This window comes from Shimazuella sp. NTD250, from assembly GCF_059510375.1.
The window spans coordinates 110,995-129,835 of the sequence record NZ_JCAJZS010000003.1 but is presented as its reverse complement, the minus strand read 5'-3'; the positions used below and the strand labels follow the sequence as shown (position 1 = coordinate 129,835).

Annotated in this window: 15 protein-coding genes; 7 read left to right on the top strand and 8 right to left on the bottom strand. The window is 36.8% G+C overall.

Features of this window, described 5'->3' with window-relative positions; genetic code table 11:
• The first annotated feature begins 193 nt into the window (after nucleotides 1-193).
• Entirely contained in the window at nucleotides 194-1,501 is a 1,308-nt protein-coding gene (locus tag AC5WOF_RS08660) for a helix-turn-helix domain-containing protein (RefSeq protein ID WP_496049565.1), read from the top strand.
• A 91-nt stretch (nucleotides 1,502-1,592) separates the two neighbouring features.
• Here AC5WOF_RS08660 and AC5WOF_RS08655 read toward each other — a convergent pair whose 3' ends face one another.
• Entirely contained in the window at nucleotides 1,593-2,102 is a 510-nt protein-coding gene (locus tag AC5WOF_RS08655; protein WP_496049564.1) for an endonuclease domain-containing protein, read from the bottom strand.
• Nucleotides 2,103-2,304: 202 nt separating this feature from the next.
• Here AC5WOF_RS08655 and AC5WOF_RS08650 point away from each other — a divergent pair, with 202 nt between their 5' ends.
• The 3 genes from AC5WOF_RS08650 to AC5WOF_RS08640 are packed head-to-tail and all read left to right on the top strand — an operon-like array spanning nucleotide 2,305 to nucleotide 3,329.
• Nucleotides 2,305-2,673, top strand: coding sequence for a DUF2089 domain-containing protein (locus AC5WOF_RS08650; RefSeq protein ID WP_496049563.1), 369 nt, complete (start codon nucleotides 2,305-2,307; stop codon nucleotides 2,671-2,673).
• A gap of 12 nt (nucleotides 2,674-2,685) precedes the next feature.
• A complete protein-coding gene (locus AC5WOF_RS08645) occupies nucleotides 2,686-3,066 on the top strand; it encodes an SHOCT-like domain-containing protein (protein WP_496049562.1) in 381 nt (126 codons plus the stop codon).
• A complete protein-coding gene (locus tag AC5WOF_RS08640) occupies nucleotides 3,066-3,329 on the top strand; it encodes a hypothetical protein (RefSeq protein ID WP_496049561.1) in 264 nt (87 codons plus the stop codon). Before AC5WOF_RS08645 ends, AC5WOF_RS08640 begins: the two co-directional genes overlap by 1 nt.
• Nucleotides 3,330-3,476: 147 nt before the next feature.
• Here the strand turns inward: AC5WOF_RS08640 and AC5WOF_RS08635 are convergent, their stop codons facing one another.
• Nucleotides 3,477-4,460 (bottom strand): helix-turn-helix transcriptional regulator, encoded by a 984-nt coding sequence (locus AC5WOF_RS08635; protein ID WP_496049560.1) that lies wholly within the window; start codon nucleotides 4,458-4,460, stop codon nucleotides 3,477-3,479.
• Between the two features lie 112 nt (nucleotides 4,461-4,572).
• On the opposite strand from AC5WOF_RS08635, the gene AC5WOF_RS08630 reads away from it, so the two are divergent.
• Nucleotides 4,573-5,412: an SDR family NAD(P)-dependent oxidoreductase gene (locus AC5WOF_RS08630; RefSeq protein ID WP_496049559.1), complete on the top strand. Its 840-nt coding sequence runs from the start codon at nucleotides 4,573-4,575 to the stop codon at nucleotides 5,410-5,412.
• Between the two features lie 319 nt (nucleotides 5,413-5,731).
• Here AC5WOF_RS08630 and AC5WOF_RS08625 read toward each other — a convergent pair whose 3' ends face one another.
• Together AC5WOF_RS08625 and AC5WOF_RS08620 are read right to left on the bottom strand one after the other, a co-directional pair.
• Nucleotides 5,732-6,781: a queuosine salvage family protein gene (locus tag AC5WOF_RS08625; RefSeq protein WP_496049558.1), complete on the bottom strand. Its 1,050-nt coding sequence runs from the start codon at nucleotides 6,779-6,781 to the stop codon at nucleotides 5,732-5,734.
• A gap of 105 nt (nucleotides 6,782-6,886) precedes the next feature.
• Nucleotides 6,887-7,411, bottom strand: a complete 525-nt coding sequence (locus tag AC5WOF_RS08620; RefSeq protein WP_496049557.1) for a cysteine hydrolase family protein — start codon at nucleotides 7,409-7,411, stop codon at nucleotides 6,887-6,889.
• Between the two features lie 623 nt (nucleotides 7,412-8,034).
• Between AC5WOF_RS08620 and AC5WOF_RS08615 the strand changes: the two genes are divergently transcribed.
• Nucleotides 8,035-8,541, top strand: a complete 507-nt coding sequence (locus AC5WOF_RS08615; RefSeq protein WP_496049556.1) for a hypothetical protein — start codon at nucleotides 8,035-8,037, stop codon at nucleotides 8,539-8,541.
• On the opposite strand, the gene AC5WOF_RS08610 is transcribed toward AC5WOF_RS08615, so the two are convergent.
• The 4 genes from AC5WOF_RS08610 to hsdR all read right to left on the bottom strand — a co-directional run bounded on the left by AC5WOF_RS08610 (nucleotide 8,538) and on the right by hsdR (nucleotide 15,040).
• The gene (locus AC5WOF_RS08610; protein ID WP_496049555.1) at nucleotides 8,538-8,711 is read right to left on the bottom strand and encodes a hypothetical protein; all 174 of its coding nucleotides are present in this window, start codon (nucleotides 8,709-8,711) and stop codon (nucleotides 8,538-8,540) included. The genes AC5WOF_RS08615 and AC5WOF_RS08610 overlap by 4 nt on opposite strands.
• 223 nt (nucleotides 8,712-8,934) lie before the next feature.
• Nucleotides 8,935-10,323: a restriction endonuclease subunit S gene (locus AC5WOF_RS08605; RefSeq protein WP_496049554.1), complete on the bottom strand. Its 1,389-nt coding sequence runs from the start codon at nucleotides 10,321-10,323 to the stop codon at nucleotides 8,935-8,937.
• Nucleotides 10,316-11,803: a class I SAM-dependent DNA methyltransferase gene (locus AC5WOF_RS08600; RefSeq protein ID WP_496049553.1), complete on the bottom strand. Its 1,488-nt coding sequence runs from the start codon at nucleotides 11,801-11,803 to the stop codon at nucleotides 10,316-10,318. The genes AC5WOF_RS08605 and AC5WOF_RS08600 overlap by 8 nt, the downstream gene beginning before the upstream one ends.
• Nucleotides 11,804-15,040, bottom strand: coding sequence for a type I restriction-modification system endonuclease (hsdR, locus tag AC5WOF_RS08595; RefSeq protein WP_496049552.1), 3,237 nt, complete (start codon nucleotides 15,038-15,040; stop codon nucleotides 11,804-11,806).
• A gap of 163 nt (nucleotides 15,041-15,203) precedes the next feature.
• On the opposite strand from hsdR, the gene AC5WOF_RS08590 reads away from it, so the two are divergent.
• Nucleotides 15,204-18,683 carry a DUF3109 family protein gene (locus AC5WOF_RS08590; protein ID WP_496049551.1) on the top strand — a complete coding sequence of 1,160 codons (3,480 nt, stop codon included), beginning with the start codon at nucleotides 15,204-15,206 and terminating at the stop codon, nucleotides 18,681-18,683.
• Nucleotides 18,684-18,841: the final 158 nt, after the last annotated feature.

Below are 18,841 nucleotides of genomic sequence, written 5' to 3'. Positions count from 1 at the left end.
CTTTTTAGAAAAAATATCTATTTTCTTTTCTAAATATTGATACATACAAACCAATAGCGGACAATTTCTCGACAAAAACAAGAAAGCAAACTCTAAGATATGGAAGAAAAAGAAGGTTTTAAACAAAAGATGGCGAAATTTTTTAAAAAAAATTACAATAAAATCGGGTAACTGAATCAGGAGGGTTATCGGCATGTCAAAGCAAATGGGTAGTGCACTGCGCTCTATACGCAAAGAGAAAGGATTACGGATCGCCGATCTCGTAGAAAAAGGTCTCTCTTCCGCTACCATAAGTTTTATCGAGCAAGGCAAAAGTGTCAAAGAAAGCAAGCTTCACCGATATTGTGAAAAACTAGGTGTTCAACCAACACAGTTTCCACATCTCATCGAACACCAACAAAAATCGAATTCACAACTCCAGATGCACTTATCTTTACTTGAATCCAAAATTCAACTCCATCTTGACGACAGCTCCCTGCTCGCAGAACTTCGCAAGTTAGAAAAACAAGGGGAAATGTTAAGTACGATATCCTTTCTCAAAGGCTTGTACTATTTTAACCGGAAAAATTGGGATCGTTCCCGCAATTACTTGGAGAAAGTAGTGGAGACAGCTACCAAGCAAAAAGATTTTTCCTCTAATCTCATCGCTTCTGCTTATAAGGAGCTGGCGAGGATTAGCTTTTTTCAAAAGAATGATCTAAATTCTGCCCTGCATTATGTTCAGTTGGGGTTGGATGGATATGATTCCAATGGTGATAGAGATGAAATAAAGTTTTTCTTGATGATTGGAAAAGTAATATACCTCGAAAAATTTAATCAGATTGATGATGCCTTACATACCTTAGATTTGCTTTGGCTTGAATATGCTAGCATCTCAGATTTAGAAGTACTTCTTAATATGTATGAAATCAAAGCATCTTTATTAAACCGAAAAAGAGATTTTAATGAAGCAATAAAGTACGCAATCGAAGGTTACAGGTTAGCAAGTAAAAATAAAAGTTATCGAAGAGCGGTGGAGCTTCTAACCACTTGGGGTAACATTTTAACTAATCTAGAAGACTATAAAAATGCAGAACAAATATATTTACTAGCTCTTGAATTCAAAATCAAAAAGAAAATCGATGGAAATAACTTGTTTGTTTCCACCTACACACACCTTGGATTACTCTATAGCAAACAAAACCACATAGAAAAAGCAAGAAATTACTTTGAGAAGGCATTAATTGAAGGAAAACAATCTAAAGATGCACCAAGATATTGCTTTGCTTTAATGTCTTCTGCTGATTTTGAATCAAATCAACGTAAATTTCCAAGTGCTGTACTTTACTATGAAGATGCAAAAAAACTAGCAAAAGAATATCATCTAGATAACTATCTTGAAGTAATCCTTGTACATTTGGCAGATTGTTGGAAAAAAGCTGGTGAAATGGGTAGATATATCCAGTCCCTAGAAGATGTACAAAAAATGTTGTTGCTAAAAGGAGGGGACAACCTTGGATAGCGAGCCACCATGAATACATCAAAATAGATAATAAAGCCATTCAGAACCTATAATGTCTGATGGCTTTATTTGTTTTGTACTGATTACAAATTCAATTTGCTCTTTTCCGCTTTGAAGTAGACTTCATCGTATATTCATGTATTTGTTGTATCGTTTGAGCTATATTCTCCCTGCATAAATCCTTATAAGTAAAACGCATCACTTTCCAGCCGACACGTCTCATATAAGCATCTCGATTTCGATCATGCAGACGTGCTTTTTCACTCGAGTGATATTGGTACCCATCACATTCCAGTGCTAACTTATGTTTTGGAATCGCAAAGTCGATCCAGTATGGTCCTAGGGCATGCTGTGGCGCAATTTTCCCTTGGAAGGTATACCGGAGCTCATAGTAAAGCATCCGCTCCAATGGGCTGTCTGTTTGAAACATCAGTCGATCAAGCGAAGGAGCATATCCTTGTTTCCATTGCTCATATAAAAATTGGATTGCGAAAAACGGATAAAAGGGAATTTTCAAATTACTTTTAACAGAACGCTTGAACTCAATATACTTCCTTCGTATAACTCTATACTTTTTATACACTTTACTATCTTTATTCAACTAAATGTTACACCTCCTTATTTCATAATACTATAAATTCGGTATATTTTTATATTAAATAACAAACACTCGTATAAGCGAGTTTTGTTAATTTATAAATTGATATTAACGAAATATGTGATCATAAATATTAATATAATCAATTTTTATATTGATATATTCAATCTCTAATTATATAATGTGTTTAAGAAAGGAGATCGATATGGCATTTCCGATGATTACCACATGTCCCGTTTGCAGTCAGCAGCTGCAAATTACACGTCTTCAATGTACACACTGCCACACTACGATCGAAAATGAATTTCAGCTTTCCAAGTTAGCTACCTTAGCAAAAGAACAGCTTTATTTTATTGAAATCTTTTTAACCTGCCGTGGCAATATCAAAGAAGTGGAAAAAGCGTTAGGAATTTCTTATCCAACCGTCCGTGGAAAATTGGATGAAATTATAGTGGCTTTAGGACATTCAACCCAAAAGAAACAAGATGATGTGAACAAAAAAGAGATCGTCTCTTTGCTGGAAAAAGGGGAAATCAGCCCAGAAGAAGCAATGGAGATGTTAAAAAAAGGATAGGAGTGATTCAAGATGAAAGAAGAGATCGCCAAAATATTGACGATGGTACAAGAGGAGAAAATCACAGCGGACAAAGGAGCAGAATTAATCGAATTGCTAAAGGATGAAAAACCTTCAAACGCTTCGTCTCATACAAACTACCTGAAGAAAATGCTGAGAATCAGAGTCAATTCTGCTGAGGGAGACAAAGTGAACGTCAACATACCGCTTAATCTTGTGAAAACCATCTTAAAAGCAGGCCATCATATCGCAGAAAAATTTCCCGAGTCCGAAAAATATGTAAAAGATATTGATATGGATTTACTAATCCATGCCATCGAAAACGAAGCAGAAGGACAAATTGTAGATATTACCTCTGCGAATAAAGACACTGTTCTAGTTGTAATCGAATAATGATAAAAGTGGTCATTCGAGCGGAAAAAAAACGCTATACCATCCCTCTCCCCTATTCCGTCTTGCATATCATAAGCCTAGTCCTTTGCAGCAAATGGTTTTGGAGAGCGATAAACAAAGGAACAAAAAACATCACCTTCCCTGTTCCTACTTTGGACAAACAGACCCTCCAGCCTGTCCTCTCAGAACTAAAGAAATATAAGGGTGTAACAATAGCCGATATCGAAGATAAAGATGGGAATGGGGTACTCATTCGTTTGTAAGGACGATTTGTCAGAGAACAATCAGCAAAACATAGAACTGTACCCTTCATACTATAAGGTACAGTTTATTGCCGTTCATTTGTGCCATTTCAAGTATTGGCAATTTGCAACAGTTGACTGTTTGATTAAGATACATCCCATTCCATTTTATTGTTTGAGTTTAGACTCCTCTTGTTTATAAAACGCCACAACAGCTTCAGCCATCTCACGAATTTTATCATGTAATTCTTTAGGCTCCATCACTTTCATCTGGTTTGCAAATCCTAATATATACCCCTTTGCTTCCTCTTCGGTATTGAATAAAAGTTTCACAGATATCCAGCCATCCTCATTTCTATTTCCATATTCAACAATTTGCACAAAGCGATCGGTAAATGTCAGCCTTGGTAAAATAGACGGACTGACTGCCACCCACACTTCATAAATCGGCAAGTTTTCTACAAAGTCTTTTGTGGAAGATCTCCAATACCCCGCAAGATCAAAGTCTTTTGGTCTTTCAAATGTTTCCTTTACAGGTTTCGCTACTTGAATGCGTGATGCTCGATAAGTTCGAATTTCATCATTATCTTTGGAAGCAATAAAGTACCAGCGACTCCCTTTCGCTACCAGTCCAAGGGGTTTAACAAGGCAAATACTCGTTCTTCCGTCTGCCCTTTGATATTCGATTTCTAATTTATTTTCCTTCCATATCGCGTTTTTCAGCATTTCAAATGATTCGATTTTTTCTTGCTGCTGCCGCCATGTACTTGTATCCACATGGATTCGATTCCATACCTCATTGGCACTTTCGCGATAATTCAAAGGCAGCGAGGCGATAAGTTTGTTTCTAGCTTCCTGTGAAGAACGAGTTAAACCCAATTCGTCTAGTAATTGTACAGAAGGAGAAACAAATAAGGCACGTATTTCGGATTCTTTTAACCCTGTTAAATTTGTTTGATAACCTTCTAATAATGACCAACCGCCATTTTTACCACGCTCTGCAAAAACAGGGATACCCGTTCCGCTTAAGGCTTCCATATCTCGGTAAATTGTTCGTTCGGAAACCTCTAATCTCTCTGCTAATTCTTTGGCTGTCATTTGGCCTTGTGACTGTAGCAACAAAAGAATAGATATCAATCGATCCCCTCTCATATTACTCTCCTTTCAATACAGATGAAGTGTATTTATTTAATGAAATATGACACAAGTTGTCAAGAATTATCCTTTATGATAAAGCTATCTTACACCTGAAAGGAATGGATACATGAAATCATTAGAAGGAAAGATCGCTCTTGTAACAGGAGGCAGCAGAGGAGCAGGGCGCGGTATTGCTATCGAACTAGGAAAAGCAGGAGCGACCGTTTATGTTACAGGACGCAGCAGCAAAGGGAACTCCACCAACAACTGGCCTGGAACCATCGATGATACCGTCTCACAAATAGAGAAAGCAGGCGGGAATGGGATCGCCGTTCGTTGTGATCATACCAATGACTCAGAGACAGAAGCTGTGATGAACCGAATTCGCAGCGAACAAGGCAAGCTCGATATTCTAGTAAATAACGTATGGGGCGGGCACGATCTTTGGAGTGATGCAGAACCAAAACCTTTTTGGGAATTCTCGTTAAAACAATGGGATACCATGTTTACCGCGGGTGTACGTGCTCAACTTGCTACCAATTATTTTGCAATCCCATTACTCCGTGAAAAGCAACAGGGACTCATTGTCCATACGACTTTTTGGGATCAAGACAAATACATCGGAACCTTTTATTACGATTTAGCCAAAAACGCACTAGCTCGCATGGCATATGGCTTATCCATCGAACTAAAACAAGATCATATCCCTGTAGTAGCAGTTTCACCAGGATGGATGAGAACAGAACTGGTACTATTAGGCTTTCAAACCGACGAACAGAATTGGCAGGAAATCGATGCTTTGAAAAATACAGAAAGCCCTCATTATATCGGACGTGCCATCACAGCCTTAGCAAATGATCCCAAGATCCTGGACAAGAGCGGACAAGTGCTAAAAGTTGGCGATCTAGCAAAGGAATACGGATTTACTGATATAGATGGTCGATACATTCCCCCGTTTACCATATAATCGCTAAGTTTTTTTATTGAAAGATGCAATGCTCCTTCCTCTCAAAACAAGTTTAAAAACAAAAAAGCAACCTTTGTTTGAAGGGAAGTAACAAAGGTTGCTATACAAATTTTTAATATATGTTATACCCCATTTCAAATAATACTATACATTCCAACCATTCGAATAATACTACATATATATCTACTCATAGAGTACCTTTATTGCAGACTCGCTCGTTGCCTTCTCCATGATATGTATATGGAATTCATTAAAGCTAGCACTATGGTTAAACAAATTCATACCAAACTAATGCTACATTCATTATTATCCCTCACTTCTAATAAAAGTTTGTCTTTACATTTGGCTCTTTGAGGAGATGCTGTTTGCTTTTGTCTTTACATGATGGACAAATGCTTTCTGCTGGACATTTGTCACCATATCTAGGTTCGAAAATAGAAATAGAATGATGCGTGGAAGTACCTGAACAAATAGCACCATCCTTGAAACAGTAACCTCTGCCTATATTCCAAAGTACTTGATTAATGACGGCCATAGAAGCATATTCAGTTAGAATATCTCCAATGGCAGCTATACAATTTCGTATTCTAATATCAAACTCTGAGGAAACTTCTTCCCCTGTTTTGATCTTTCCACCGAGAACAGGATCTATAACCTCTACTAAACCTAATCGCAAGCATACACGTATAACATGATAATCTACAGGAAGTTTAACCTTTGAAAAATCACTAAATTTACAGATATTTGCTTGATGCAAATAAATAACAAGAACCCTCGATTTCTTTTCCTCTGGGTCAGCATATGCAGGAAATGGACGCAATTTATAAAAGAGACCATGATGACCAAATATTTCGTAATTTGATTCGGATAATAAATTCGAAAATCTCCCATTAAAGCGTTCCAATAACAAGGCAGCAGTAGAATGCACTCCATCTAAACGCTCATCAATCCGGTCAATGTTCGCAACACCGTTATCATCTAGGAAAATACTTTTAAAATCCTCTGTAGTCATTTGACTGAGTTTTTCACAATCCAATTGGCTTGGATGAGCTAAGAAATGCCGCTGCGATGCGAGAAATAAATAATCAGTACCTCGTACTAGTTTCCCATCAACTCGGCCAGATATATTAGCAGTATGTTGAATACTGGAGACCATCACCATCCAGTATAGCCCCCACCAATCAGCCTCTTCCCTGGTTCTTACAATGGGAACCGTATCTATAATTGGAATTTGCTTATGAATTTCTTTTATCTTTGTTCCAAGATGATGAACACGATCTAAATTAATTTCCAACCCACTCTGGCTCATCGTTTTATCCCCTTGATTGAGATCAGATTCAGCAAAAATCTCATACAATCTTTTTGGCATAAGCAATTTGCTCACCACAAAAAGATTGAATTTACAAATATTTCATCGGATATTCAGCAGTTTCTATATATACTCTTTGGAATCGATAATGAAGCACCTGGTTAATTAAATATCCGAAAGCACATCTGCATCTATTTCCGAATGAATAATATTTTGTCTGCCGATTAAACGCTCCAACACCTTCACCCCTGCATCATGACTTACATTTCCACCATTAGAAGCAGAGTAATAAGCTAAAACAATAGGATGAATATGATGTTCAAATAAATCAACTGCCGTCTTTAAGACACAACAATCCGTATCAATTCCAACGATAAATACTTTTTCAATGTTGTTTTCTTTAATAAATTTCAATGTCTCTTTGTTAATAGCCGAATATATCCCCTTTTTAAATACATTCGTAGCAAAAGGTTTTATTTGAGGATGTAACTCTTGTTCCCATGTGGTAGATAATTTTCCCCAATGAAGGAATTCCCTATAAGGACTGGCCTCTTCATTTATAAATTGGGTGAATGCAACATAATCAAATAAGCCCTTCTGCAACAGGTTTGTTATTCTTTCAAGTACAAATTTCGTCTTGCTGCTCACAAATCCATTTTGAACGTCCACCACAAATAACAGTGTGCTCATTGTACACCCTTTCATCGTATCTATTTTTTATCATAATTTATATACTGAAAATTTAAATTTGTGAATCTGAATTAACTCAAACTTTTAAAGTAACTTTATCCCCTAAGGCTAAGCATTTGATTATTAGGTCATATGATGTGAGTTAATAGAAACGGGCATGCGATATGCAACCCGTTTTCTTTATTCTATAGTCACTCTCAAAAACTCGATTCTCTGAGATATTTAAAAATTTGACTCCAAAGCGCAATTTCATCCAGCTACTCGGAAAAGGATGATTGAGACAACGGATTTTATAGCAAATATTGAAAATATTATCTAATTATGGTTAGATAAAAGTATGTCTGTTTTGATCTGATGAAAATATGTGCTCCTCGCTTGATCGAACATGATGTTCTCGGCTGAGTTGAGCTGCATGTTTGCTCGATCGCGTTATCGTGAAAACAGCTGCCTTTGGCAGGAACCAGCGATAGCAACGCAGGTAGAGGGCTTTCGCCATTCCCTGCACAGTTTTACCTATAGCTTTTCGTCTGCCTCAAGCAGACACTGTGGACGGTTGCCAATGCGTCATGCATCTGGCCGCGTGCGACGTGACTGATCTCCCTTAATAAAAGGGGGAAATATGAATGGAAAAACAAACGAAAGTTGTTGTTGACCAACAGTCATGTCAAGAAGTAGAGGGAATAAACACTTACCTGGTAGAGAAGATCGAGGAGAAAGAAGCCAAAATCGACTCACTGCTCGTCGAGCTCCAAAAGCAGCAAGAAAAAACCAATGTGTGGGAAAATCAGGCACTTGAAGCTGAGACTCGATTTCAATCGACTGCACAGGAACTCGCTGCAACAAAAGCCGAGCTCAAAAAGGAGCAAGCAGCAAAAAACGAGTGGGAAAACCGGGCCATCAAAGCCGAGGAAGCTCTTGACAAAGCGAACTCCGGTAAATGGTGGAAAATGGTGCTACATTGGGTTGGAACGATGATCCTGACAACCATTGTCGGGAAAGCAATCGAAAACGGTTCTACCCAAACAATAAATAAGACCTCATCGCTTTTTCAAGTCGATAAGATCTTATCCTTCCCCTATGAATACGCGGTTCAGGCCTGGCAGCTAGTAACCCGTATATTCGTAGGTTAACACATATTTGACGGGGGATCGGTCACGTCGCACGCGACCTGATCACCGTCCACACCAATTTTATAAGAAGCTGAGATTACTGTCAAGAAATCTCTTGGAATATATTGGTTCAACATCGCTTTCGATCCAGCCTCACTAGCGGAATGTTGTCCATCTTCCACTTGGTACATTCAGCTTCCTTTTCCTTTTTTGGAGTAGCTTTTATTCAATAATCTCTAAAGTTCGTATATCACCAGAGATGTTGTAGAGGTTCCAAAGATATGTAAAATTCATAAAATAAGCAAGCTTTTAGCTCATTAAAACAAATAATACTGAATTGAATTTGATTCATAGGTCAGCTAATAGGAAACGGGCGTGCGATATTCAGCCCGTTCTCTTAATTGACTAAACATTTTATGATAACTGTTCTTGGAATACTTCTTTTAAGAGTTCGATTGCACTTTCTTCTGTTGGATCGTTGATGCCAAGTTCGCCACGGAATGCTTTGGAGAGGATGGATTGTTTTAATTTTTCAATCGACTCATCCATGTTTATAATTTCCTGTAATTTTTTTTCTTTTTCAATAATCTCTTCGATTTTTTTAACTTTTTTCTCAAGTACATCGATAGGTGGTAACAACATTTCATGATTCTTAAACTTTTCAAACTCAATACTGTTAACAGTTGTTCCAGACTTAGAATAGTCACGTAACAAACTTTTTTCATTACCTTTTATGTACCACACAAAATACCTATTAATTAACTCATTTCCAGAATCAAAAACTTTTATGTCTTGGTTTACTGTAGATTCCTTCGTAATAATGGCAATAGGAAGTGCTCGTTGTAGAATTCCACTCCTAACCACCATAGCTATTGAACCTTTTTTAACTAGTTTTGCAGAAGAATTAATAAGTCCAGCTTCTGTAATATAATCCTTGCTTTCATTTATATAAATATTCTTCATATCTTTAGGTGAGATCCACGGAATTTTGCCGTTCCAATATTCTTCTCTCTGTTTACTTGGTGTCCCACCTCCAAATATACTGAATAAATCCTTAATTTTTATCTTTTTCCAAAAATCAGATACATTATTTTCATTTAATTCTTCATCAAGTATTGTTTGAATAATACTAGTTCGACGAAGTTCAAATGTTTCCTTTGCTTCCTCTATCAATTGCTTTGCTTTGTCAATTTTATTTAAAAGAAGTTCAATTTTGCCAATAATTCGTTTTTGTTCATTTTTATTAGGCAAAGGAATTGCAATCGAATTCAGGTTTTTCGCATAAATGGCAGCAACATTAGTTGTACCACTTTTAATATCATTTAATAAAATTTTCCCATATTGTGAGTTCAAGAAATAATTAACTATATTCGGATCAACATTTCTTAAAAAGCGTACTCTTAAAATATTATTGTTAAAAAGTACTGGTTCCGAGACCAACTCACTATCAAAAACACTACTTTTCCCTACCAATTCGATACTGTTTCGAGTATTGAATAAAAAATCCCCAGATTTTAACTTATATTGTTCTAACTCTTCTGTACTTGCATCAACTTTCACTAGATTCTCCAAAATTAATCTACCATTACTTGTTATATTATTCATTTTTAAATACATGAATTTTTTTATATTAGACTGTTCTTGGCTAGATCTAACTAAGCCTAACTTACTTTCACTAACTAAATTTCCAAACTTCACCCACACCCAACTCTTTGGAATTTCATAAAGTTGCTTTCCAGCAGGTATAAGTGCTTCATTAAACAGTTCTTCTACTGTTCTCAACTTATTGCCTTTTTTACTCATTCTCATGCACCCCAACAGTTTCAACTACTTTATAACTACTTACTTCTAATGTTCTATAGTTTGTCACGTTCTCAACTGCTTTAAGTTCATCTACAACTTCATTCAACAATCCTACTGCTTGCTGTAATTTGGAAAGCGCTTCTTTCGCAGATTCGATCGGATCAGGAAGATTTTCATACTCCGATAGTGACTTGTCTGCAATCAACCCAATATCCAAACTATCCTCTTTCCTCACAATTTCCTCACGAGTAAACACATTCCAACGCTCATCCACAACTTTACTTCGATCTTCCGAAGTATAAGCTGTTATAAAATCAGCAAAATGCTCTTCTCTCAATGGATTTCGCTTCCCAAAGCTTGGCATATTGGTGCGAAGATCATACACCCAAACATTTTTTGTACTACCCATTTCTTCTGTACCACGTGTAAAGAAAAGAACATTGGTCTTTACTCCTTGAGCATAAAAAATACCAGTAGGCAAACGCAAAATCGTATGTAAATTACACTTATTCATCAAATCTCTTCGAATTTCCACTCCTACTCCACTTTCAAACAACACATTATCAGGCAAAACAACTGCTGCTCGGGCTTTGCCATTTGCTTTTAATGCCCGATAAATATGTTGTAAAAAATTAAGTTGTTTGTTGGTTGTTGTATAGGTAAGGTCAGAACGAGTTAATCTTTCCCCACCTTGTTTGGTACCAAATGGAGGATTGGTTAAAATACAATCGTAATTTTTTAATCCTTCTCCTAAGCTGGAAAGGGTATCGCCTAGAATAACTTCCCCTTGAATATCATGTAGAAGTGCATTCATCATTGCCAAGCGGTGAGTATCTCGTACTAGCTCCACACCTGAAAACGCCTTTTCCAATTGAAAATTATAATCCTCTTCCTTTAAGGTGTAATACTCATTTGTTGCTTTGGATACATGATTATTTGCAGCGATCATAAAACCAAAGGTTCCACAAGCTGGATCATGACATCGCTCTCCCGGTTGAGGATTTACTAGTTTGACAATAACATTAATCAAGGAACGAGGAGTAAAATACTGCCCTGCTCCCGATTTTAGTTCACTCGCATTCTTCTCTAGTAAACCTTCATATAAATCTCCAAAGTCTTCTTTATCCGAACTGTACCAATCCAATCCATCCATAGACCGAATTAGTTTCTCTAGGTTCTTTGGTTCGTCGATATTAGTTTTTGCATTGGCATAAATTTGGCTAAGGATATCATCATTTTGTGTATTTCCAAGCTCATTTAGAAGATTCACATAGTGTTTCTTTAGCTCTATTCCATGTCTACTGGTAAGGGATTTCCATCGATATTGTTCTGGTATTTCCTTATCCCGACCTTTTTCCTCCATCATTTTTAAAAACAAGAGATAAGTGAGTTCTGTCACATACTGGTGGTACGTGATACCATCATCTCTTAATACATTACAAAGGTTCCAAAGCTTCTGTACGATTTCATGGTTATTCATTTATGCTTGCTCCTTTTGATAAAGCTCATCATTGATTTGGTTTAAAATAGATTTCAATTCACCTTTAAATATTTTGTTTAGCCTTTTATACCCGCCACTATTTTTAAATGGCTGGGCTTCAAACGCTTTTTCCGGATCAGGATCTAAAATGGTGTTACTCAACAATTGGCTTTCAATTTTTTCAAGCCAGCTCTTTTGCAGAGGAGGCCATACTTTCCTATTATAAATCTTTTTCATCGCTCGTTTAATACGTTCTTGTTTACTGATTAAGGGATCGCCAATCGCATATCTGCGGATAAAACTGATAATATCAGCGGCTATTTCCTCATTTGTGGAGTGATACCAAGCTGTTTGCAGGTTTTTCTCTGTAAATCCTTTTTGATCTAACTCCAACGCTAGTTTCCTTAGTTCATTTCTGGTTAATTCTTTTGGTCTGGTGCAAATGACTTGTATCGCTGGGATTAGGTTCATATTTTCATTGATAAATCGATGAAAACTGTCTAGGTAGTCATCCGGTTTTTCCGCAGCTCCATAACCTCTTGTTACATCAATTAGCTGATCTTTGTGTGTAGAAATATACTGACTTGATGGACGACCTCGATTTTCATCTAAGTATTTCAACAGCTCTTCTTTGTTTTTTAGTTTCTTTACGATTTGTTTACCTTTTGCCTCTTTTAACCAACCAATAAACTCGTCTAAGGTTTGTCCATCATTTAAGACTTGAAAATCTTTAAAATCTTGATCATCCCAATGCTGCTTTTTTCGCTGGATTTTTGCAATGAGTTCTTGTTTCCGGTCATCTTCATAGTAAGTGCCTTTAAACGTTTTTAGTTCTTCGAATAATTTCTGCACAGAAACGCTTGGATTAGCAACAACAGGTTTTATACTGGTGTATGGTTTTAAACTCTCATATAAACCAACAGCATCATAAATCTTAAAATGCGTTTTATTTATTTCTGGACATAGTCGAGTTGCCCTGCCCAACATTTGCTCATAAAGAATTCGCGAACGAATCCGTCTCATAAATACGATATTGGATATTTCAGGAACATCAATTCCAGTTGATAATAGATCAACGGTAACTGCGATCTTTGGAAGTTTTTCATTTTTGAAACGTTTAATCATTTGACTTGGATCTTTAATCGAACCTGTTATTTTCACAATGAGGCTATCATTGATTGGACCGTGACATTCTGCCATTTCCTCTTTTAAGATTCGAACTATCATATCCGCATGATCATCGGTAGCAGAAAAAATAAGGCTTTTTCCTTCTGCATAGGGATCAAGATATTCCGATAAGCCATTTAAAACAACTCGGTTAAAATTCTCTGTGATTACTTTTTTATTAAATCCAGTCACATCAATTTTCACTTCGTCTGCTAATACTTCCGTTTCGACAGTTCCTGAATCAGCATGATAGACTTCTACCTTTTCCCCTACTTTCCAATTTATTCCCATTTTTTTCAATTCGGTATTAAATTGGTAGGGTGGTTCATGGTCTACAAGATGGCCGTCTACCACAGCTTCTCGATACGTATAAGTAAATACAGCGTTTCCAAAGATTTGCACGGTATGAAGCGCAGGTGTTGCCGTCAGTCCAATTTTCACCGCATCAAAGTAGTCGATTACTTTGCGGTATTTACTAATATAATCCTGATGATCTCGATACTCCAGCTCATAATCTGACATCTCTCTATCTAGAGAATATCCTCTATGTGCCTCGTCCACAATGATACAGTCATATTGATCAACAGTCGGTACAGATTCCTCTTGATAAAATAAGCGCTTTACCATTCCTTGAACAGTTGCGATTTGAACTTTTGTTTCTTCTTCTGGAATATGGTTCTCTTTTAGTGTCTGTAAATCAAAAATCTCCGTAAAAGTTTGGAAATTTTCTAATCTAGAGTCTCTAAATACATCCTCTGCTTGTTTTCCTAAAGCTTCCCGGTCAACCAAAAACAATATCCTCTTAAATCGATTAAACTTTATTAATCTATAAATAAGACCTAGTGCCATTCTTGTTTTACCAGTACCTGTTGCCATTTCTACAAGAATTTGACGTTGATTTTTTTCCATTGCTTTTTCTACGGAAAGAATTGCTTTTTCCTGGTATGGTCGTAATTTCAAATAACTTAACGTTTCATTCCGTAATTCTTCTGTAGATTTATCAATATCTTGTTTTAAGAGGTTATGTAAACCTTGAGGAGAATACCAAGCTTGCAGTGGTTTGGAGTGATTGGTAGATTTCCTTGCATCTAACATCCATATTCCTGATTTGTACTCCAATTGTTTAATATAAGGACGACCATTTGTTGCAAATAAGAAAGGTACATAAAAATCCCCATATGGTCCGAGAATGATTTCATTTGCTCTCTTTCTTACATGCCTAGCATATATTTTCGCTTGTTCGATATCGGACATGACATCTTTTCGTTTTCGCTTTGCTTCTACTAAACCTACTAATTCTAGGCCTACAAACAACGCATAATCAGCTATACCTTCCCAACAAGGCCACTCTGCGATTGCTTTATTCTTTCCTTTCTCTGGTCTTGAACCTTTGCTATACCGAATATTCTCTGTATCTACTTCCCATCCTGCTTGTTTTAGCTGTTTATCTATTAATACTCTTGTTTCTGACTCGGTATATTTCAACTGATTTAAATAGCGATCAGTCGTGTTTTTCCTTTTTTCTTTGAGTAGTTTTATATCTAATTCGGAACGCTGTTTTTGCTCTATTCTTAATATCTCAAGCTCCTGTTCTAATTTCTCTACCTTTTCATCGTAAACTTGATTCATTTTCTCTAAATCTACATTCACTTCTCTTCGTATAGGAACGATAAAGCTAGGAGCTTGAAAAGAATAATCCACATATACTTCCATAAACCAAACACCTAAACGATGAGCAAAACGAAGAGCAGTGAGTGCTTCTGATTCATTGCCATAAACATCGTGGGCAGCAATATTTCCGATTCGTCGTAAGGAATCCAACATATTTATAAGTTCATCATCTAATATATCGTTTCTTTTTAAGATATTAATTCTTTCCACTTGTTTCACACCATAAGGCTCTTCTATATTTTCAAATGCAAGAATAAATTTAGATAATGTTTCTCCAAATAAGCGTGTTTTAAATAAACTTGTATGCGGATCAGTATAGACATTCTTTTCCGCCAGTTCTCCTAAATTAGCTAGGATACTCCATTGACCCGTAAAAAATGAGAAGTTACTTCTCTTCATTCAAACACCTCAATAAAATAGAATTTTCAAATTTAATTATATACGAAATAATTAATAAACGTAATAGGTGTGAAAATATCTCATATTGCATCAGTTACTTTGTACCTTGAATTATTATGCTATAATTTTGACTATGCCAACTATTGCATAAAGAGGTGATTTCATGAAGTTGGGCTTTAAATCTAACGATTTTATCGGCAGGGATACGGAACTAGCGAAGTTGCTGGATATATATGAAGATACCAAAGCAGGAAATACAAATGTGGTGATACTGGAAGCAGATACAGGGATTGGGAAGACGCGGTTAATTCAAGAGTTGTATCATTACTTGACGATTCATGATGATGACCCCAATTATTGGCCGGATAACTTAGAAGATACGAAGCACACGATGACGATTGTGCCAGAGTTTGATGTGCTGGAAAATAACAAGGAACTCCTAATGCCTTGGCTATGGATGGCATTGCGGTGTCCCAATACGGATGAACGGAACAGCCGATATCATACGACAGCATTAAATCAAATCCGCAAGCAAGTCAAGTTGCATCTCGGTGGGTTGATTGAAAAAAAGCGGCAGAGTGAAGATAACAAGAAGGCGATACGCAATGGGGTTTCGCTCTTTATTAATTATGCTTTCCCCGGGAGCGGAGCGGCATTGGGACTCATCTCCGACATCCTTTCCGGACTAGATAATGGGCTAAATACATATGAATCTCTTCGAAACATGTGGAGTAATTGGCGAACCAATAAAGAAAATCAACACCGGGATCGCAATACTATCCTTGCTCAACAGGAATACACCTCTTTTATCGATCAGACGATGAAGATTTTCTCTGCCATACTTTCTACCAATAAAAAAGAACATAAGTTACCGCTTATCTTGGTAGTGGATGATGCGCAGTGGGCTGATCCTCTAACGCTATCTTTCACAAAACGGTTAGTGGAAACAAGCATAGATAAAAAATGGCCGATTTTGATTTTATGTACGTGCTGGGAATCTAGTTTAAAAGAACAAAACTTAACATCAACAGGAGAGAATTTGGCTCACTTTGGAGCTTTGGTAAACCAATTACAAGCTATCAGCCAAACTCATCTCATCAAAATGAGAAAGTTACGAAATAGCGATGTCGAGCAGATTATTAGTATGGAGCTAAGCAATATTAGCACTGTAGCAAAGAAAAAATTGGCGATAGAGTGCAGTGGTGATCTTGAGCTGCTTTGGGATTCTATTAAGAGAATAAAAAATACGCCCGGTTTTATCGGGGCGACTGGTGAAATGCAAATTCCTTTATCGCGTTTGCATTTCAGCTCCAATAAAAAGAAAGAGATCGCACGAGAAAAAATTTTAGATTTAGGGATACAGAAGGTTTTGTTGCTTGCATGGGGCAGTGCACAAGGGATTAAGTTCTCCAAACCTTTTTTAGAACGCTGTATCCAGAAATTCAAACACGAATTTTACGTGGACATGTCTCATTTTTATCATTTAGAGACACCCTACAATCTCATAAAAGTAAAAAAACATGTCCTCTTTGAGGAAATGTCCTCATTCAATCGACGTTTATACTATGAAATCGCGAGAGAAATATTAGAAGATTTACCACATCGTCCGCAAATTGAGGCGATGTTATTGGAATTTTATATAGAAATCATCTCCACTTCGCAAATTGATACACTTGATAGCAACGAGCAAATCACAATTTATGAAGAGTTCCGTTATCAAGTGGAAAAAAGCAACCAGCAAGCCCCCCTTCATGAACTGTACACCCAATCGGGTATCCGGTTACTCGAACTCTGTTTGCAAAATGGGTTCTTTAAAAGTTGTATGGAGGTTGGGGATAGTCTAATATCCTCTTCTCACTTGTCCAACGATAACTATAAATATGTCCTAAGTATCTTAATCAAAGCCTCTTTTGATGCTGGAGAAGTAGAGTTGGAAGAAAAATATATCAAATTATACTCGGAGAATACGTTTCTCCATAACGAAAAAGATCAGGATTTACTTGGACTTCTCTACAAATCCAAATATCATCAACGACTTTTTCATACCGAAAAAGCCGTATCTCTCGCAGAGAAAGCGGTACAGAAAGCATCATCTACAAAAGATTATCAAGCATACAAATGCCATGAACAATTGGTAAACGCCTATTTTTATGCAGGACAAAATCAACTAGGCTTTGCAGCACTGACGAAAATGGAACTAGATTTTCAAGATTTTTTAGAAGATAACGAAAGGATAAACGCCTCCTTTCATCATACATTTTCCCTTTTATGCCATAATGTCGATTTAAATCAACAAGTAGTAGAACAAGCATCTACTTGTAAAAAAGCTTATTCTGGCTTTCATGATACTTATAATCAGATGTTATCTAGTGTGAATTTAGCAGATGGGTATATGGGTATCGGAATGTTAACGGAAGCAGAAAAAGAAATAGATCGTGTGTATAAGAAAGCTAAAGCAAGTAATTGGGTGAATGCCCACAATATCGCCGCAATCTGTTATGGAAACATACTAACGATACAAGGACGATTATCGGAAGCCTTTCAGTACTATGAGGAAGGAATTCACCTATCCAAACAAATCAAACATAATTGGGATTTGTATTATGGGTTGATTTGGCGATCTATTTGTCTTGCTAGGTTTGGTGATCCACTCTCTATTTCGAATCTAATTACTTACAAAGTGGAGTGTGATAACAGAGGGTATGAATACTTGTCTTCTTTGGCCGCAACGTTCTCGTTATTAGCTGCTGCTTTTTTAGCAAAAACGCATCCCCATTCAAGAGAGATGTTGGCATCGATCAAAAAAGACTCTACTCCGGGCTTATACGCACAAGCCATCGCAGCATATCTGAAGCTGAAAGATGTGGTTCCAAATGAAAAAACACAACTTGCGCAAGAGATGATAGAGTCAACTTTAAAATGTGAGGGTATAAAAGGTTTTCCCGAAATCATCAGTGATTCAATCCAAAGAGTCCGCAAGGAAGATCTTGGAGATGATTCCCTGCTTTCTTCTTTTAAAGATTGGAACGAAAGATATGTTCACCCTGTTCTTCACTTCCGCTATGATGTTTTGCAACAGTTAGAACAAGAGTATGGAACAGAACCAAAAATAAAGAATTGTGCTTTAAAGTGTGAGGCGATCTGCTGTTATGATGGGGTATATCTCTTAGAAGATGAAGAAGAAATGATAAAAACGACTGTCCATCGATACCCCGAATATTTTCAACATCTCCCTAAAGAATTCATTGTCGATGGAAATTGGCAAAATATCCAAGTAGGCAGAAAAACAGCTGTTAAACCGCATACCTACAAATCTGAGCATTTTCCCAGTCATTTTGAAAAAAACCGTTGTGTATTTGCCTTAGAAAATGGACTATGTTCCTTGCAAAAAGCAGCTACAGAACTAGATTTCCACCCATGGAAGTTTAAACCTACTGCATGCTGGTCTTTCCCCATCCGATGGAAAAATGGAAAAATATCAGGTCCATCTACCAAAGAGGAACAAGATCCAGATTATATCGATGAAAACTACCCTGGTTATAGCAAATTTGTCCCATGTGCAAAACATCAAGATGAAGGAACAAGTTGGTTCAAACACTATCAGCAGGAATTGCAATACTTAAAACAGAAAACCAAAAAATAGAGCGGCTTCGGCCGTTTTTCTTATACTATATGTAAAAATAATTTCATCTTAATAGAGAATCCACCTTTTGCTAGTGGTTTATGTCAAAATAATAAAAAACGCTTAATCCTTGTACTTCGGATCAAACGTTTTCATTCGTGTCTTATTCAACTATAAAG

Coding starts and splice junctions, on each gene's coding strand:
- AC5WOF_RS08660 (WP_496049565.1), top strand. CDS start 194: ATGTCAAAGCAAATGGGTAGTGCACTGCGCTCTATACGCAAAGAGAAA.
- AC5WOF_RS08650 (WP_496049563.1), top strand. CDS start 2,305: ATGGCATTTCCGATGATTACCACATGTCCCGTTTGCAGTCAGCAGCTG.
- AC5WOF_RS08645 (WP_496049562.1), top strand. CDS start 2,686: ATGAAAGAAGAGATCGCCAAAATATTGACGATGGTACAAGAGGAGAAA.
- AC5WOF_RS08640 (WP_496049561.1), top strand. CDS start 3,066: ATGATAAAAGTGGTCATTCGAGCGGAAAAAAAACGCTATACCATCCCT.
- AC5WOF_RS08635 (WP_496049560.1), bottom strand. CDS start 4,460: ATGAGAGGGGATCGATTGATATCTATTCTTTTGTTGCTACAGTCACAA.
- AC5WOF_RS08630 (WP_496049559.1), top strand. CDS start 4,573: ATGAAATCATTAGAAGGAAAGATCGCTCTTGTAACAGGAGGCAGCAGA.
- AC5WOF_RS08625 (WP_496049558.1), bottom strand. CDS start 6,781: ATGCCAAAAAGATTGTATGAGATTTTTGCTGAATCTGATCTCAATCAA.
- AC5WOF_RS08620 (WP_496049557.1), bottom strand. CDS start 7,411: ATGAGCACACTGTTATTTGTGGTGGACGTTCAAAATGGATTTGTGAGC.
- AC5WOF_RS08615 (WP_496049556.1), top strand. CDS start 8,035: ATGGAAAAACAAACGAAAGTTGTTGTTGACCAACAGTCATGTCAAGAA.
- AC5WOF_RS08610 (WP_496049555.1), bottom strand. CDS start 8,711: ATGTACCAAGTGGAAGATGGACAACATTCCGCTAGTGAGGCTGGATCG.
- AC5WOF_RS08605 (WP_496049554.1), bottom strand. CDS start 10,323: ATGAGTAAAAAAGGCAATAAGTTGAGAACAGTAGAAGAACTGTTTAAT.
- AC5WOF_RS08600 (WP_496049553.1), bottom strand. CDS start 11,803: ATGAATAACCATGAAATCGTACAGAAGCTTTGGAACCTTTGTAATGTA.
- hsdR (WP_496049552.1), bottom strand. CDS start 15,040: ATGAAGAGAAGTAACTTCTCATTTTTTACGGGTCAATGGAGTATCCTA.
- AC5WOF_RS08590 (WP_496049551.1), top strand. CDS start 15,204: ATGAAGTTGGGCTTTAAATCTAACGATTTTATCGGCAGGGATACGGAA.